This window comes from Desulfocurvus vexinensis DSM 17965, assembly GCF_000519125.1.
GTDB classification, from domain to species: domain Bacteria; phylum Desulfobacterota; class Desulfovibrionia; order Desulfovibrionales; family Desulfovibrionaceae; genus Desulfocurvus; species Desulfocurvus vexinensis.
Window position 1 is genome coordinate 152,248 of the sequence record NZ_JAEX01000005.1, and the last position, 14,183, is coordinate 166,430.

At 69.2% G+C, this 14,183-nt stretch carries 16 protein-coding genes; 11 read left to right on the forward strand and 5 right to left on the reverse strand.

Features of this window, described 5'->3' with window-relative positions; genetic code table 11:
* Nucleotide 1 precedes the first annotated feature (1 nt).
* From G495_RS0106175 to G495_RS0106200, 7 genes are all read left to right on the forward strand, one after another.
* Entirely contained in the window at nucleotides 2-757 is a 756-nt protein-coding gene (locus G495_RS0106175) for a glycosyltransferase (protein ID WP_051445121.1), read from the forward strand.
* A gap of 36 nt (nucleotides 758-793) precedes the next feature.
* On the forward strand, nucleotides 794-2,929 hold the full coding sequence (gene ligA / locus G495_RS17915) for an NAD-dependent DNA ligase LigA (RefSeq protein ID WP_051445122.1): 2,136 nt from the start codon (nucleotides 794-796) through the stop codon (nucleotides 2,927-2,929).
* Nucleotides 2,930-2,956: 27 nt separating this feature from the next.
* Complete coding sequence (gene dapB / locus G495_RS0106185; RefSeq protein WP_028587092.1) at nucleotides 2,957-3,736, forward strand: 4-hydroxy-tetrahydrodipicolinate reductase; 780 nt, start codon at nucleotides 2,957-2,959, stop codon at nucleotides 3,734-3,736.
* A 562-nt stretch (nucleotides 3,737-4,298) separates the two neighbouring features.
* Entirely contained in the window at nucleotides 4,299-5,018 is a 720-nt protein-coding gene (locus G495_RS0106190; protein WP_051445123.1) for a 4Fe-4S double cluster binding domain-containing protein, read from the forward strand.
* Nucleotides 5,019-5,118: 100 nt separating this feature from the next.
* The gene (locus G495_RS21640) at nucleotides 5,119-5,946 is read left to right on the forward strand and encodes a hypothetical protein (RefSeq protein WP_156939598.1); all 828 of its coding nucleotides are present in this window, start codon (nucleotides 5,119-5,121) and stop codon (nucleotides 5,944-5,946) included.
* A 117-nt stretch (nucleotides 5,947-6,063) separates the two neighbouring features.
* Nucleotides 6,064-6,306 carry a type II toxin-antitoxin system Phd/YefM family antitoxin gene (locus G495_RS0106195; protein WP_028587094.1) on the forward strand — a complete coding sequence of 81 codons (243 nt, stop codon included), beginning with the start codon at nucleotides 6,064-6,066 and terminating at the stop codon, nucleotides 6,304-6,306.
* On the forward strand, nucleotides 6,303-6,692 hold the full coding sequence (locus tag G495_RS0106200) for a type II toxin-antitoxin system VapC family toxin (RefSeq protein WP_028587095.1): 390 nt from the start codon (nucleotides 6,303-6,305) through the stop codon (nucleotides 6,690-6,692). Before G495_RS0106195 ends, G495_RS0106200 begins: the two co-directional genes overlap by 4 nt.
* A 133-nt stretch (nucleotides 6,693-6,825) precedes the next feature.
* On the opposite strand, the gene G495_RS20265 is transcribed toward G495_RS0106200, so the two are convergent.
* The 5 genes from G495_RS20265 to G495_RS0106225 all read right to left on the reverse strand — a co-directional run bounded on the left by G495_RS20265 (nucleotide 6,826) and on the right by G495_RS0106225 (nucleotide 10,373).
* Nucleotides 6,826-7,530, reverse strand: a complete 705-nt coding sequence (locus G495_RS20265; RefSeq protein WP_028587096.1) for a hypothetical protein — start codon at nucleotides 7,528-7,530, stop codon at nucleotides 6,826-6,828.
* Between the two features lie 104 nt (nucleotides 7,531-7,634).
* Nucleotides 7,635-7,832: a YqaE/Pmp3 family membrane protein gene (locus tag G495_RS0106210; RefSeq protein WP_028587097.1), complete on the reverse strand. Its 198-nt coding sequence runs from the start codon at nucleotides 7,830-7,832 to the stop codon at nucleotides 7,635-7,637.
* Between the two features lie 262 nt (nucleotides 7,833-8,094).
* Nucleotides 8,095-8,427, reverse strand: a complete 333-nt coding sequence (locus G495_RS0106215; protein ID WP_028587098.1) for a TraR/DksA family transcriptional regulator — start codon at nucleotides 8,425-8,427, stop codon at nucleotides 8,095-8,097.
* Nucleotides 8,428-8,522: 95 nt separating this feature from the next.
* Nucleotides 8,523-8,954, reverse strand: coding sequence for an ACT domain-containing protein (locus G495_RS0106220; RefSeq protein WP_028587099.1), 432 nt, complete (start codon nucleotides 8,952-8,954; stop codon nucleotides 8,523-8,525).
* A 114-nt stretch (nucleotides 8,955-9,068) separates the two neighbouring features.
* Nucleotides 9,069-10,373: a phenylacetate--CoA ligase family protein gene (locus tag G495_RS0106225; protein WP_028587100.1), complete on the reverse strand. Its 1,305-nt coding sequence runs from the start codon at nucleotides 10,371-10,373 to the stop codon at nucleotides 9,069-9,071.
* A gap of 386 nt (nucleotides 10,374-10,759) precedes the next feature.
* Between G495_RS0106225 and pgl the strand changes: the two genes are divergently transcribed.
* The 4 genes from pgl to gpmI all read left to right on the forward strand — a co-directional run bounded on the left by pgl (nucleotide 10,760) and on the right by gpmI (nucleotide 14,180).
* Nucleotides 10,760-11,476 carry a 6-phosphogluconolactonase gene (gene pgl / locus G495_RS0106230; RefSeq protein WP_028587101.1) on the forward strand — a complete coding sequence of 239 codons (717 nt, stop codon included), beginning with the start codon at nucleotides 10,760-10,762 and terminating at the stop codon, nucleotides 11,474-11,476.
* Between the two features lie 64 nt (nucleotides 11,477-11,540).
* Complete coding sequence (locus G495_RS0106235) at nucleotides 11,541-12,131, forward strand: nitroreductase family protein (protein ID WP_028587102.1); 591 nt, start codon at nucleotides 11,541-11,543, stop codon at nucleotides 12,129-12,131.
* A 27-nt stretch (nucleotides 12,132-12,158) separates the two neighbouring features.
* Nucleotides 12,159-12,584: a ribosome silencing factor gene (rsfS, locus tag G495_RS17925; protein WP_051445124.1), complete on the forward strand. Its 426-nt coding sequence runs from the start codon at nucleotides 12,159-12,161 to the stop codon at nucleotides 12,582-12,584.
* Nucleotides 12,585-12,620: 36 nt separating this feature from the next.
* The gene (gpmI, locus tag G495_RS0106245; protein ID WP_028587103.1) at nucleotides 12,621-14,180 is read left to right on the forward strand and encodes a 2,3-bisphosphoglycerate-independent phosphoglycerate mutase; all 1,560 of its coding nucleotides are present in this window, start codon (nucleotides 12,621-12,623) and stop codon (nucleotides 14,178-14,180) included.
* Nucleotides 14,181-14,183: the final 3 nt, after the last annotated feature.

Here is a 14,183-nt window from a genome sequence, read left to right on the forward strand (position 1 = left end):
CATGACGGAGCAGGCGACCGTGGAGCTGGCGCAGTTCGCGCCCGGGGCGGAGCCGGTGGTCTCGGCCATCGTCTCGGTCTACAACTGCGAGCGCTTCATCCAGGGCTGCCTGGACGACCTGCTGGAACAGACCCTGGGCCCGCGCCTGGAAATCGTGGCCGTCATTTCCGGCACGCAGCAGGGCGAGGCGGCCATCATCGACGCCTGCCGCGAGGAGCACGGGAACGTTTCGGTGGTTCGCACCCAGGCCCGCGAGAGCATCTACGCCGCCTGGACCCGGGGCTGCAAGGCCGCCCGGGGCCGCTACCTGACCAACGCCAACGCCGACGACCGCCACCGGCCCGACGCCCTGGAGCGCATGGCCGCCGCCCTGGACGCCCACCCCGATGCGGCCCTGGTCTACGCCAACTCGCTCATCACCGCCACGCCCAACCAGCGGTTCGACGAAGCCACGCCCATCGGGCGCACGGACTGGCCCGCCTTTGACCGCAAGGCCCTGTTCACCTACAACTACGTCGGGCCGCAGCCCATGTGGCGCGCCAGCCTGCACGCGCGCCACGGCTGGTTCGACCGCGATTTCCAGGTGGCCGGAGACTACGAGTTCTGGCTGCGCGTGGCGCGGACCGAGAATTTCCTGTTGCTGCCCGAGGTGCTCGGCCTGTATTACCTGGCCCCCGACACCGCCGAGCGCCGCGACAAACCCCTGGCGCGCAGCGAGACCCTGGCGGCGCGGCGGCGCTACGCCCCGCCCCGGTAGCCCCGCCGCGCCCGGCCAGACGAGGACGATCCGCCCATGACCGACGCTTCCGACGCCCCCGGGGCCCCCGGCCCCGCCGCCCGTGTGGCGGAGCTGCGCGGCCTGCTGGAATACCACAACCACCGCTACTATGTGCTGGACGACCCGGAGATCACCGACGCCCAGTACGACGCGCTGCTGCGCGAGTTGCAGGCCCTGGAGCGCGAGCACCCCGAACTGGACGACCCCAACTCGCCCACCCGGCGCGTGGGTGGCGCCCCGCGCGAGGGCTTCGAGAAGCGCGCGCACTCCCTGGGCATGTTCAGCCTGGACAACGGCTTTTCCCTGGACGACTGGCAGGCCTGGGTGGAGCGCCTGCGCCGCCTGGAGCCCGACGCCGAACTGGCCTTCTGGGCCGACCCCAAGATGGACGGGCTGGCCGTGGAGGTCATCTACGAAAACGGCGCCCTCACGGCGGCGCTGACCCGTGGCGACGGCGAGACCGGCGAGGTGGTTACGGCCAACATGCGCACCGTGCGCAACCTGCCCCTGACCCTGCGCACGGCCCCGGGCGAGGCGCCGCCGGAGCTGCTGGAAGTGCGCGGCGAGGTGGTCATCGCCAAGGCCGACTTCCACGCCCTGAACCAGGCCCAGGAGGAGGAGGGCGGCAAGGTCTTCGCCAACCCGCGCAACGCCGCCGCCGGGTCGCTGCGCCAGCTCGATTCGCGGATCACCGCCGCGCGGCCCCTGCGCTTTCTGGCCTATGGCGTGGGCCTGGCGCGCTGGGCCGGGGGCGCGCGCTCGGCCTTTGAACGCTGGGCCACCCAGGGCGAGGCCATGGCCGAGCTGGAGCGCCTGGGCCTGGGCGTGCCGCCCCGGGCCGGGCGCTGCGAGAGCCCCGAGGCTGTGGCCGCGCGCTACGAGGAAATGGCCGCCGCGCGCGACGAGCTGCCCTTCGAGATCGACGGGCTGGTGGCCAAGGTGGACGACCTGGCCCTGCAACAGGCCCTGGGCTTCACGGCGCGGGCCCCGCGCTGGGCCCTGGCCCTCAAGTTCCCCCCGCGCCAGGCGCGCACGGTGCTCGAAACCATCGAGATCCAGGTGGGCCGCACCGGGGTGCTCACGCCCGTGGCGTACCTGCGGCCGGTGAGCGTGGGCGGGGTCACGGTGGCGCGCGCGACCCTGCACAACGAGGACGAAATCCGCGCCAAGGGCGTGCTGGTGGGCGATACGGTGCTGGTGCAGCGCGCGGGCGACGTGATCCCCGAGGTCGTCGGCCCGGTGGTCGAGGCGCGCACGGGGGCGGAGCGGGAATTCGTCTTCCCCCGGGAGTGCCCGGTGTGCCGGAGCGCGGTGGTCCGCCTGGAAGGCGAGGTCGCCTGGCGCTGCGTCAACGTGTCCTGCCCGGCCGTTTTGCGCCAGGGCATCGTGCATTTCGTGTCCAAGGCCGGGCTGGACATCCAGGGCGTGGGCCGCAAGCTGGTGGAGCAGCTGGTGGCCCAGGGCATGGTCCAGTCCCCGGCGGACCTGTTCGCCCTGCGCCCGGGCGTGCTGGCGCAGATGGAGCGCATGGGCGTCAAATCCGCCGAGAACGTGGTGGCGGCCATTGCGCGCGCGCGCGAGGCCGCGAGCCTGGAGGCGCTCATCGCCGCCCTGGGCATCCGCCATGTGGGCGAGCGCACGGCGCGGACCCTGGCGGCGGCCTTCACGGACCTGGACGCCCTGGGCCGGGCCACGGTGGAGGACCTGACCGCCCTGGACGACATCGGCCCCGAGGTGGCCGGGGCCATCCGCGCCTTTTTCCGCAACGAGAACAACCAGCGCCTGCTGGGGCGGCTGCGCGAGGCCGGGCTGTGGCCCGTGGCCGCGCCCCGGCCCGAGGCCGACCCGGCCAGCCAGCCCCTGGCGGGGCGCACGCTGCTGTTCACCGGGGCGCTGCCCGTGGCGCGCGGGCAGGCCCAGGCCCTGGCCGAGGCCGCCGGGGCGCGCGTGGTCAGCGCCATATCGAAGAAGGTGGACTGGCTGGTGGCCGGGGAGAAGGCGGGCAGCAAGCTGGACAAGGCCCAGACCCTGGGCGTCGCCGTGACGGACTACGCGGGCTTCCTGGCCCTGCTGGAAGGGCGCGGGGCGCAGGCGCCGGGCGGGGCGGGCGGCCCGGGCGCCGCGCAGGGGTCTTTGCTGGATATTTCCTAGAAAATCAACCGTGAAAGGAGCGAGGGCATGAGCATTTCGATCATTGTCATGGGCGCCAAGGGGCGCATGGGCTCGACCATTGCCGGGCTGGTGCGCGCCGACCCGGAGCTGACCCTGGTGGGCGTCGTGGAGCGCGAGGGCTGCGAGGACGGGCTGGACGTCTACGGCTGCCTGTGCGGTACGGAGCTGGCGGCCATGCTGCCCGAGTTCCCCGGGGCCGTGGTCATCGACTTCACCGCGCCGCAGGTCAGCCTGGCCAACGCGCGGACCTGCGCCCGGCACGGCAACCCCATCGTCATCGGCACCACGGGCCTGTCCGCCGAGGAGCAGGCCGAGCTGCGCGCCGTGGCCGCACAGGGTCCGGTGTTCTGGTCGCCGAACATGAGCGTGGGCGTGAACGTGCTGCTCAAGGTGCTGCCCGAGCTGACGCGCGCCCTGGGCGAGAGCTACGACATCGAAATGGTCGAGCTGCACCACAACCAGAAGAAGGACGCCCCCAGCGGCACGGCGCTCAAGCTCGCCGAATGCCTGGCCGGGGCGCGGGACTGGGACCTGGCCGAGGTCGGCGCCTACTGCCGCGAGGGTATCATCGGCGCGCGGCCCAAGAAGGAAATCGGCGTGCAGACCATTCGCGGCGGCGACGTGGTCGGCGTGCACACCGTGTACTTCATGGGCCCCGGCGAGCGCATCGAGGTCACGCATCAGGCCCATTCGCGCGAGAACTTCGCCCGGGGCAGCCTGCGCGCCGCCAAGTGGATGGCGGGCCGTGGGGCCGGGCAGCTGTACTCCATGCAGGACATGTTCTAGGGGCGCGCAAACGGCGAGTTGCCGCGTTGCTCAAAAAGTCCAAGCCCGCGCGCTGCCTTGTTGCGCGTCGGGCTTGGATTTTTTTTGCGTCTGGCGGTGCATGGCTGTTGTGCGGTTGGGGGAGGGGAATATGCCGTGCCGTTCGCGTGGGGTGCGCTGTGCCGCGCGGAGCGGTGCCCCTGGCCGGGGGGGCGGGCAGCTTTTTCAACAGACAGCCAGGGGCGGGCCCTGCGGGCGGCGGGGATTTCAGGCTCCGGGGCGCCGGATGGCGCGCGCCCGGGGCGGGCAGGGTGCGCCTGGCGGGGGGGCACGCGCGGCGGTGGGTTTTCATGGGCGCTGCCGACAACGGCGCGTGGCCCGGGGAGGCGCCGCGCGTATGCGTTGCGCCCGGTCAGCCGGGCCTGCGGCTGCGTGATCGACGAGGATGCGCCGCGCGTGCGGTTGCGCCTGGGGCGCGAGGCAGCTATGCTGGGCGCGGCGCCCGCCGCCGTCCGCGCGGGGCAGGGCGCTGCTGCCAGGGCATGGAACGGCCACAACCGCCGCAAGGCGCGGGGAGGACGACATGGGCCGCAAGGCGCACAGGGAGCCGGTGGACGCGCCGGAGTTGCGGGAGGCCGCCCGGGGCTGGGGCACCACGGTGCTGCGTGTGGCCGACACGGCGCGGCTGGCAGGGCTGGAAACGGAGCCCGCCGACCTGCTGGCGGCCTTCCCGCGCGCGGTGAGCATCGCCGTGCGCCTGTCCGACCCCATGCTCGACGCCATTGTGGACCGGCCCACGCCGCTGTATTCGTCGCATTATACGCGGGTCAACGCCGTGCTGGACGACATCGCCGTGCGCGTGACGAACCTGCTCCAGTCCGGCGGCGCGCAGGCCCTGCCCATCCCGGCCAGCCAGATTCTCGACTCCGAACGCTGGACCTCCTACCTCTCGCACAAGGCCGTGGCCATCGCCGCCGGGGTCGGCTGGCAGGGCAAGAGCCTGCTGGTGGTCAGCCCCGACCACGGCCCGCGCCTGCGCCTGACCACAGTGCTCACCGACGCCCCCCTGCGTCCCGACGCCCCGCTCAAGAACCGCTGCGGCCGCTGCACCAAATGCCGCGACGCCTGCCCCGCCGGAGCCATCCGCGGCGCAAACACCACCACCCACTTTTCCACCCGCGACGAAGCCCTGGACTTCGCAAAATGCGTCACCCAGGTCAGGGATGTTTTCGGGGGATTGCCGCACGTCGCGGGGCTGCTTTGCGGCGTTTGCGTGTCGGTGTGTCCGTGGGGGCGGGGGTGAATTATTGAGTGGGTAATGAGTTGTTATCAGAAAGTGTTGTTCATGGTGTCTTTTTTATTACATATTACATTGAGTGATGACCTCTTATCCGGAGCTGCTGATGTCTGGTCTTGGAGAAGTATGGATGTGGAATGTTGACCCCGTGTGGAGTCATCATGCCTCAATGATTAAGGAGAGTATCCTTTCAACAGAATCTTGTGATGATTTTTCTAGGCATCACCATTTAATGGGGTGCTTGTATTTTGGTATTGGTGTTATTGAGTCATTTCTTAATAAAATGATGCGAAATGTAATGGAAAATGAACTAACTAGTGAGGACGAAATATTTAAGCATCTAAGGAAAACGAGTTTTAATGTAAAAAAAATGAAATGGCCATCGGTTATATGTGGTAGAGAAGTGCATATCCCAGATATGTATATGTCTACAATAGATAGTTGTAACGTCTTGAGAGGAGAGATTACGCATCCAAAAAGGAGAGATCATTCAATATATAGAGATCTTGAGGAAGTTGGTCCTGCTGCTTTTGCCGAGGCTGTTACATGTTTCATTGTATATATTTATCAAGAGAAAGAAGAGGTGTTCCCCTATTGGCTTTTGGGGTGGAATTGTGTTGGGATGAATGGAGATGTGGCTTGCATGGAATTGTCAAATAATTTGAATGGGTTTGTATGGTCTCTTGCCAGGATGGGCCTTCTTGAAGTCCCTGCAGGCGGGCATTTATCAGAAATTTGGGAGAAGGAATACATGACCTCTATTTCTGGTTATTCGGCTATAAAATCACGGCTTGATTCATACCCTGAAGACATAGAGCCATTTAATTCAATTGGGAATATTCCTTTTCCCCGGCTTACAAAGAGGTGGTGGGACAGGAATTACATTTTAAGTAAAACTCCAGATGCTTTTAGGTCAAGAAGGGTGTTCTCATAGTTCGTATTCTTGTAGTTGTGTGGGCGAACTCTCTCGGCTGCTCATATCCCTGTCTTGACAAACGTGCCCCCATGAATAAACTTAGTCCTGGACTTAGTCCACTCCGGGAGGCTCCCCATGCAGCAGGTCAATATCCATGAAGCCAAGACGAATCTCTCCAGGCTGATCGAGAAGGCGGTTGGCGGGGAGGCGTTTGTTATTGCCAAGTCCGGCAAGCCTATGGTGACGGTGAGCGCTTATGCGCCGCCGCCGGACCCGGCCCGGCGGGTCGGGTTTCTCAAGGGGCGGGTGGAGGTGCCGGACGACTTCGATTCCATGGGCGGCGAGGAAATTCGGGGCCTGTTCGAGGGGGCGGAATGAAGCTGCTCCTGGATACGCACATGCTGCTGTGGGCGGCGGCGGGGACGTTGCCGCCCCAGGCCGAGGCGCTGGTGGTGGACGGCGGCAACACGCTGTATTTCAGCCCGGCCAGCATCTGGGAAATCGGCATAAAGAAGGGGCTGGGCAGGAGCGATTTCAGGGTCGAACCCGAAGTGCTCAGGCGCGGGCTCCTGGACAGCGGGTATCAGGAATTGCCCATCACCAGCCTGCACGCCCTGGCGGTCGCCGACCTGCCGCCGCTCCACAAGGACCCCTTCGACAGGATGCTCCTGGCCCAGGCCAAGGCCGAGGGCATCCACCTGCTCACGTCCGACAGCGCCCTGCGCGAGTATCCGGGGCCCATTCTCTTTGTGGGGCGACCCTAGCCTTTCGGGGCTTTCGCCTGCACCCGCTCCGGCACTGCCGGGGCAGCGGCGCCAGCCCGCCGTGTAGCCCCTTGGGCGCCGCAGTGTCGTCCTTGCCCCGTTGGCTTATGGCAACCGTTCCCTCGCCGCCCCCTCACCGCAACCGCGCGTAGCAGATCCACGTATACGACTGCGCCTCGTCCAGGAAAACCTGCTGGGCGGGGGTGCCTGGCGTGGTGAGCAGGGGGGCTGGGGTGGGGGGCCAGGGGGTGTTCCAGCGCGTGGCGGCGGTCTGGAAGACCGGGGGGAATTCGGCGTAGATGTCGAACTGCCCGGCCAGGGCTTCCGCCGCCGCGCCGCCCTGGGCGAAGGCCTGCTTCAGGCTGCGGCAGTCGCCCTGGCCGGGGGGGTAGTTGTCCTCGAAGATCAGGTGCCGCAGCCCTGCCCGGCGGCACTGGTCCAGCCGCGCCACGGCGTCCTGGTGGTCGTCGAAGAAGACCAGGGAGCGGGCGGTGGCCTGGGGCCAGTGCTGGGTGGCGAAATCCTGGTCGGAGTAGGTGGCCCGGGGGGAGATGTAGGCGCGGTTGCGCAGGTTCACGTCGATGCAGACCAGGCGCGCCCCGGGACAGGCCTGCTCCAGCAGCCAAGTGCCCTGGCCGCGCCAGACTCCGCTCTCGATGATCAGGTCCGGCGCCAGCCTGCGGACCATGCACCAGGTCGCGAACATGTGCGGGGCCTTCATGCCGCCCTGGTTGTCGCGGACCGGGCGGCGGGCATAGAGCGCGGCGAAGGCGTCCAGCTCGGCCAGCAGGTCGTCGCGCGTCCAGGGCGGGGTGCCGATTGCCGTAGGCGTCTGCATGGAAGGCCTCCTGGCCCCTGGGGTCCGGGTGGCGGCGCGGGTGCGTGGCGTGGCCTGCCAGCTCCGAACGGCCCGCGAAAGGGCGCCTTTGCGCGCCCCTGCCCCTAGGGCCGCCTGCCGCCCTGCAACTGCTCGATCTTCTTGTCCGTCCTGTATTCGCCCAGGGCGTAGACGGCCCAGAAGGCCGCCGGAATCCAGCCCAGCAGCGTGATCTGCAAAAGCAGGCAGATGATGCCCGCGATGGGCCTGCCGATGGTGAAGAACACCGCGAAGGGAAGGAATATGGCCAGCAGGAGGCGCATGGTGGACCTGCCTTGGGTTGGGGGTGGCGTGGAACGGGCGCGCGCCCGTGGGCGATCGTCTGCCTTTAAAACATGACTGCGGCGGCTTCTGCAACGGGGAAATGCAGCGCTGCGGGATTTCGCGGGCGCGGCGCCGGTGCCGCGCCCGTGTTGCGTCGGCGGCTGTGGCGCTGGCGGTGCCGGGCGGGGTTTCCTGCGGGGTGCTGGCGTCCGGCGCTCCCGGGCGGCTGCCCGGCCCTGGCGCCCCGGCTCCGGGCCCGGGCTACTGCGCGCAGCGCACGCACAGCGTGCTTTCGGGCATGGCCAGCAGCCGGGCCACGGGGATGGGCTCGCCGCAGTCCTCGCACAGGCCGAAATCCGCCTCGTCCACCCGGCGGACCGCCAGCTCCAGGCGCAGCAGGCGGCGGCGCGAGTTGGTCAGCGAGGCCCCCGCGATGGCCTGGCTCTGCATGGTGTCCAGGCGCGAGAGCCGCCCCACGGCGGCGTCGGGCGCCACGGGATCGACCTGGGTTTCCAGGGCGGCGATGGTCTCGCGCAGGGTGGTGATTTCCTCTTCCATGCGGCGGCGCAGTCCGGCGCGTTCCTTGGCGTTCATGGCGGGCCTCCGGGGGCGTGGCGGGCCGGGCGCGGCAAGGAAAAGCCGGGCCCTTGCGGCCCGGCTTCGGGGTGTCTCGTTGCGGGGTCGCGGCGCTACATCGTGTACAGCACGTCGCCGGGGATGATCTTCAGGCCGCCCTTGGTCAGGATCTCGATGGCCTGATCCGTGCGGTCGAAGCGGAAGATCATCACCGCGTTCTTCCCGCTCTGCTGCACGAAGGCGTACATGTATTCCACGTTGACGCCCTGGCCGGAGAGCAGGCCGAGGATGTTGTGCAGCCCGCCGGGCTGGTCGGGCACTTCCACGGCGACTACGGTGGTGCGGCCCACGGTGAAGCCGTTGTCCTTGAGCACCTGCTTGGCCTTCTCGAAGTCCGAGACGATGAGCCGCAGGATGCCGAAGTCGGACGTGTCCGCCAGGGACAGGGCGCGGATGTTGATCTGGGACTCGGCCAGCACGCGGGTGACTTCCGAGAGCCGCCCGGCACGGTTTTCCAGGAAAATGGAAATTTGTTCGCACTTCATGGGAGCCGGTCTCCTTGCTTGCGGTGGCGAAGGGGCGGGCCCGGCCAAGGCCGGGCCTATTGCCCCAGGTGTACTGGATATCCGCCCGGGTGGCAACCGGGCCATGTCAAACGATTATTGCTTGTTGCGCCGGTCCACGATGCGCTGGGCCTTGCCCACGCTGCGCTCGATGCCCTTGGGCTCCACCAGCGTGACCTTGGTGGACACGCCCAGGAATTCCTTGATGGACTTCTTGATCTTGCCTTCCATGCGTTGCAGGCCCTTGATTTCGTCGGTGAAGAACTTCTCGTTGACCTCCACGCGCACCTCCAGGGTGTCCAGGTTGCCCGTGCGGTCCACGATGAGCTGGTAGTGGGGCGCGGTGCCCTCGGTTTCCAGCAGGATGGACTCGATCTGCGAGGGGAACACGTTCACGCCGCGGATGATGAGCATGTCGTCGCTGCGGCCCGTGACGCGCTGCATGCGCACATGGGTGCGCCCGCACTTGCAGGGCACATAGTTCAGCGAGGTGATGTCGCGCGTGCGGTAGCGGATGAGCGGCTGGGCTTCCTTGGTCAGGGTCGTCAGCACCAGCTCGCCCGTGGCGCCGGGGGGCAGGGGCTCGCCGGTCTCGGGGTCGATGATCTCGGGCAGGAAGTGGTCCTCGAACAGGTGCAGGCCGCACTGGGCCTCGTGGCAGCCGATGGCCACGCCCGGGCCCATGATCTCCGACAGGCCGTAGATGTCGATGGCCGTGAGCCCGGCGCGCTCCTCGATCTCGCGGCGCATCTCGTCGGTCCAGGGCTCGGCGCCGAAGATGCCGATGCGCAGCGGCAGTTTGCGGATGTCGATGCCCGCCTGCTCGGCGGCCTCGATGAGCACCAGCATGTACGACGGCGTGCAGCAGATTACCGTGGGCTCGAAGTCGCGCAACAGCTGCACCTGACGGTTGGTGCCGCCGCCGGAGATGGGCACGATGGTCGCGCCCAGCTCCTCGGCGCCGTAGTGCGCGCCCAGGCCCCCGGTGAACAGGCCGTAGCCGTAGGCGTTGTGCACGGTGTCCAGCGAGGTGGCCCCGGCGGCCATGAGGCTGCGGGCCATGAGCCGGGCCCAGTTGCGCACGTCGCGCCTGGTGTAGCCGACCACGGTGGACTTGCCCGTGGTGCCCGACGAGGCGTGGATGCGCACCACGTTGTCCTTGGGCACGGCGAACAGGCCGAAGGGGTAGTGGTCGCGCATGTCCTGTTTCATGGTGAAGGGCAGGCGCGAAAGATCCTTCAGGCTCTTGATGTCTGCGGGGGTGATGCCCGCTTCGTCGAACTTGCGGCGGTAGAAGCGCACGTTGTGGTACACGCGCGAAACCAGCGACTGCAGGCGCTTGAGCTGGAGCGCCTCCAGCTCCTCCCGGGGCAGGGTTTCCAGTTCGACATCGAAGATCATGACGGGGCTCCTTGCTGTGATGTTGCGGGGGCTGCTCCTGCGGCGGCCCGGGCGTTGTCGCATCCTGGCCGCGCGTGATCGATTACATTGCCCGGGGCGGGGCGCGGCGTCAAGCCCGGGGGCGGGGCCGGGGCGGCTGCCCGCGCGCCGGGCGCCCGGGCTGCGCCGGGAGAGGGGGCCCCGCCGACGCTTACGCCGGGGCAGGGGGGCTGTGCGGGCCGCGACCCTGGCCCCGCGCCCGCCCCGGGCGGGAAAAGCCTGCCCGCCGGGGGTTGCTTTTCCCGTCGCCGGAGGTAGAGTGTGCAGCACTGCGGGGCGTGGGCCGTTTCGCCCGTTGCGGGCCCCGCCAAAGCCCGCCCCCGTTGTCCCCAAAGGAGCATGCGCGCATGGATCTGCTTGAATTCGACGACCTGGAAGCCCTGTCGGCCCACGCGGCGGCCCTGGTGGGCACGCTGGCGGCGCAGGCCGTGGCCGCGCGCGGGCTCTTCAGCCTGGCCCTGGCGGGCGGGGCCACCCCCCGGCGAACCTACGAGCTGCTGGCCGCCGACCCGGCCATGCCCTGGGAACACACGCACATCTTCTTCTCCGACGAGCGCGCCGTGCCCGCCGACGACCCGGACAGCAACCTGCGCATGGCCCGCGAGGCGCTGCTCTCCCGGGTGCCCGTGCCCGCGGCCAACGTCCACCCCGTGGTCATCGGCGGCTTCTCCCCGGGCATCGACGCCGCCGGGTACGAGCGCGCCGTGCGCGATTTCTTCCTGCGCCACTGCCCCGGCGAGCCCCAGGACAAGGCCCTGGACTGCGTGCTGCTGGGCATGGGCGCCGACGGGCACGTGGCCTCGCTGTTTCCCGGCGGCCAGGCCCTGACGGCCCGCACGCAGTTCATCCATGCCGTGGAGCCTGCGGGCGACCCCGAGCTGCCCCGCGTGACCATGACCCTGCCGCTCATCAACGCCGCCCGCAACGTGGTGGTGCTCATCCAGGGCCCGGCCAAGCGCGCCGTGCTGGACGCCATCCTGGCCGACCGCGAGGCCGCCGGCGCCGTGTATCCCGCCGCCCGGCTGGACCCGGCGGGCACCCTCACCTGGCTGGCGGCCCGCTGATTTGCCCCCGCCCCGGAAATGGGGTAGGGAACGCCCCGGCCCGCACGGGCCCGAGGAGGAATCAATGCCTTTTGCCGATATCGTCAAGCGCAACCGCAGCTACCGCCGCTTCGACCAGTCCCGCGAGGTGCCCATGGCCGTGCTGGAAGAGCTGGCGGGTCTGACGCGCCACTGCGCCTCGGGCATGAACCAGCAGCCCCTGCGCTATGCCCTGGTGGCGGAGCGCGACAAGAACGCCGAGATCTTCCCGGCCCTGGGCTGGGCGGGCTATCTCAAGGACTGGCCCGGCCCCGCCGAGGGCGAGCGCCCGGCGGCCTACGTGGTCGTGATGAGCGTGGGCAAGTCCGGCCCCTGGACCCGCGCCGATGTGGGCATCGCCGCCCAGACCATCCTGCTGGGCGCCGCCGAGCTGGGCCTTGGCGGTTGCATGATCGCCACCGTCAACCGCGACGTGGTGGCCCGGGCCCTGGACCTGCCGCAGGACTGCGAGATCCAGCTCGTGCTGGCCCTGGGCGCCCCCGCCGAGACGGTGGTGGTGGATGACCAGGAGCCGGACGGCGACTGCAAATACTGGCGCGACGACCAGGGCGTGCATCATGTGCCCAAGCTGCGCACCGCCGACGTGGTGGTGCGCCGTTTCCCCTCCGGCGCCTAGCCGGTTTTTTCGCAGCGGAGTGACCCGATGACCGACAAGAAGATCAAGCCCACCCGCCCCACCGGGCCGGAAACCGAGGCCCGGATGCGCGAAGTGGCCGCCTGGCTGCACGAGAAGCAGGCCCGCAACATCGTGGCCCTGGACGTGGCCGGGCTGTGCGACATCGCCGAGGGCGTCGTGCTGGCCACGGCGGGCAGCGTGCGCCACGCCCAGGCCCTGGCCGACCACGTGCTGGACATGTGCGGCAAGGAGAAGACCGGCTACCTGGGCATGGAGGGCTACCAGGCGGGATCGTGGATCCTGCTGGACCTCAACGACGTGCTGGTGCACGTGTTCCAGGACGGCTCGCGCTCCTTCTACAACCTCGAAGGCCTGTGGGCCGAGGCCCGGGAAGTGGCCCTGGCCCTGCCCGCCGACGCCCTCAGCGACGGCCTGGACGGGCTGGACGCCTAGCCCGGCGCCGCCCGAACCCCGAACCCGGATACGCCCATGACCACCCCGACCCCGACCCTGCTGCTGATCCTCGACGGCTGGGGCGACGCCCCGGCCTCGCCGGGCAACGCCGTGGCCCAGGCCGCGACGCCGACCCTGGACGCCCTACGCGCCACCTGCCCGCAGACGCTTTTGACCTGCTCGGGCCGCGCCGTGGGCCTGCCCGAGGGCTTCATGGGCAACTCCGAGGTCGGGCACATGAACATCGGCGCCGGGCGCATCGTCTACCAGGACATGACGCGCATCGACATGGCCATCGAGCAGGATGGGCTGGCGGGCAACGCCGCGCTGGCCCAGGTCTTCGCCGGGGCCCGGGCGCGCGGGGCCCGGGTGCACCTCATGGGCCTGCTCTCCGACGGCGGGGTCCACAGCCATACCGGGCACCTGTTCGCCCTGCTGGAGCTGGCCCGCGCCCACGGCGCGCCGACCTTCGTCCATGCCTTCCTGGACGGGCGCGATACCGCGCCCACCAGCGGCGTCGGCTTCCTGGTCGAACTGGCCGCGCGGCTGGAGGCCCTGGGCCACGGGCGCATCGCCACGGTCATGGGCCGCTACTGGGCCATGGACCGCGACAAGCGCTGGGAGCGCAACAAGCTGGCCTACGACGCCATGACCCTGGGCCTGGGCCAGGCCGTGGCCGACCCGGTGGCCGCTGTGGCCGAGGCCTACGCCGCCGGGGAGACCGACGAGTTCGTCAAGCCGCGCGTGGTGGTGGACGCCGCCGGGAAGCCCGTGGCCACCCTGGACGACGGCGACGCCGTGCTGTTCTTCAACTTCCGGGCCGACCGCGCCCGGCAGATCGTGCGCGCCCTGTTCGACGAGGGCTTCGAGGGCTTCGAGCGCCAGCGCTTCCCCCGCCTGGACGTGACGACCATGACGCGCTACGAGGCGGCCTTCCCGCTGCCCGTGGCCTTCCCGCCCGTGCCTCTGGACGGGGTGCTGGGCGAGGTCGTCTCCGGCCTGGGGCTTGCGCAGCTGCGCATCGCCGAGACCGAGAAGTACGCCCACGTCACCTATTTCATGAACTGCGGGCGCGAGGAGCCCTTCCCCGGCGAGGAGCGCATCCTCGTGCCCTCGCCGCGCGAGGTCGCCACCTACGACCAGAAGCCCGAGATGAGCGTGCACGAGGTCACGGACAAATTGTGCGCGGCCCTGGCCGGGGGGACGTATCCCTTCGTGGCCTGCAACCTGGCCAACCTGGACATGGTCGGCCACACCGGGGTCATTCCCGCCGTGTGCGCGGCGGCCCGCGCCGTGGACGGCTGCGTGGCGCGAATCCTGGAGGCCGCCCGCGCCGCCGGATACCGGGTCATGGTCACTGCCGACCACGGCAATGCCGAGGAAATGCTCGACGAACATGGCGGCCCGCAGACGGCCCACAGCCGCAACAAGGTGCCCTTCGTGCTGGTGGAGCCGGGGCAGCCGGGGGCGCGGCCCGCCGTGCGGCTGCGCGCGGGCGGGGTGCTGGGCGACATCGCCCCGACCATCCTCGGCCTGTGGGGCGTGGCACGCCCGGCGGGCATGACCGGCACAAGCCTCATCCAGGAGCAGGAGTAGCCC

Excerpts from the sequence above, each read along its gene's own strand:
- G495_RS0106215 (WP_028587098.1), bottom strand. The coding sequence starts at position 8,427 with ATGAACGCCAAGGAACGCGCCGGACTGCGCCGCCGCATGGAAGAGGAA.
- G495_RS0106175 (WP_051445121.1), top strand. The coding sequence starts at position 2 with ATGACGGAGCAGGCGACCGTGGAGCTGGCGCAGTTCGCGCCCGGGGCG.
- ligA (WP_051445122.1), top strand. The coding sequence starts at position 794 with ATGACCGACGCTTCCGACGCCCCCGGGGCCCCCGGCCCCGCCGCCCGT.
- G495_RS0106195 (WP_028587094.1), top strand. The coding sequence starts at position 6,064 with ATGCAGCAGGTCAATATCCATGAAGCCAAGACGAATCTCTCCAGGCTG.
- G495_RS0106235 (WP_028587102.1), top strand. The coding sequence starts at position 11,541 with ATGCCTTTTGCCGATATCGTCAAGCGCAACCGCAGCTACCGCCGCTTC.
- dapB (WP_028587092.1), top strand. The coding sequence starts at position 2,957 with ATGAGCATTTCGATCATTGTCATGGGCGCCAAGGGGCGCATGGGCTCG.
- G495_RS0106210 (WP_028587097.1), bottom strand. The coding sequence starts at position 7,832 with ATGCGCCTCCTGCTGGCCATATTCCTTCCCTTCGCGGTGTTCTTCACC.
- G495_RS0106220 (WP_028587099.1), bottom strand. The coding sequence starts at position 8,954 with ATGAAGTGCGAACAAATTTCCATTTTCCTGGAAAACCGTGCCGGGCGG.
- G495_RS0106225 (WP_028587100.1), bottom strand. The coding sequence starts at position 10,373 with ATGATCTTCGATGTCGAACTGGAAACCCTGCCCCGGGAGGAGCTGGAG.
- G495_RS20265 (WP_028587096.1), bottom strand. The coding sequence starts at position 7,530 with ATGCAGACGCCTACGGCAATCGGCACCCCGCCCTGGACGCGCGACGAC.
- pgl (WP_028587101.1), top strand. The coding sequence starts at position 10,760 with ATGGATCTGCTTGAATTCGACGACCTGGAAGCCCTGTCGGCCCACGCG.
- rsfS (WP_051445124.1), top strand. The coding sequence starts at position 12,159 with ATGACCGACAAGAAGATCAAGCCCACCCGCCCCACCGGGCCGGAAACC.
- G495_RS0106190 (WP_051445123.1), top strand. The coding sequence starts at position 4,299 with ATGGGCCGCAAGGCGCACAGGGAGCCGGTGGACGCGCCGGAGTTGCGG.
- gpmI (WP_028587103.1), top strand. The coding sequence starts at position 12,621 with ATGACCACCCCGACCCCGACCCTGCTGCTGATCCTCGACGGCTGGGGC.
- G495_RS21640 (WP_156939598.1), top strand. The coding sequence starts at position 5,119 with ATGTCTGGTCTTGGAGAAGTATGGATGTGGAATGTTGACCCCGTGTGG.
- G495_RS0106200 (WP_028587095.1), top strand. The coding sequence starts at position 6,303 with ATGAAGCTGCTCCTGGATACGCACATGCTGCTGTGGGCGGCGGCGGGG.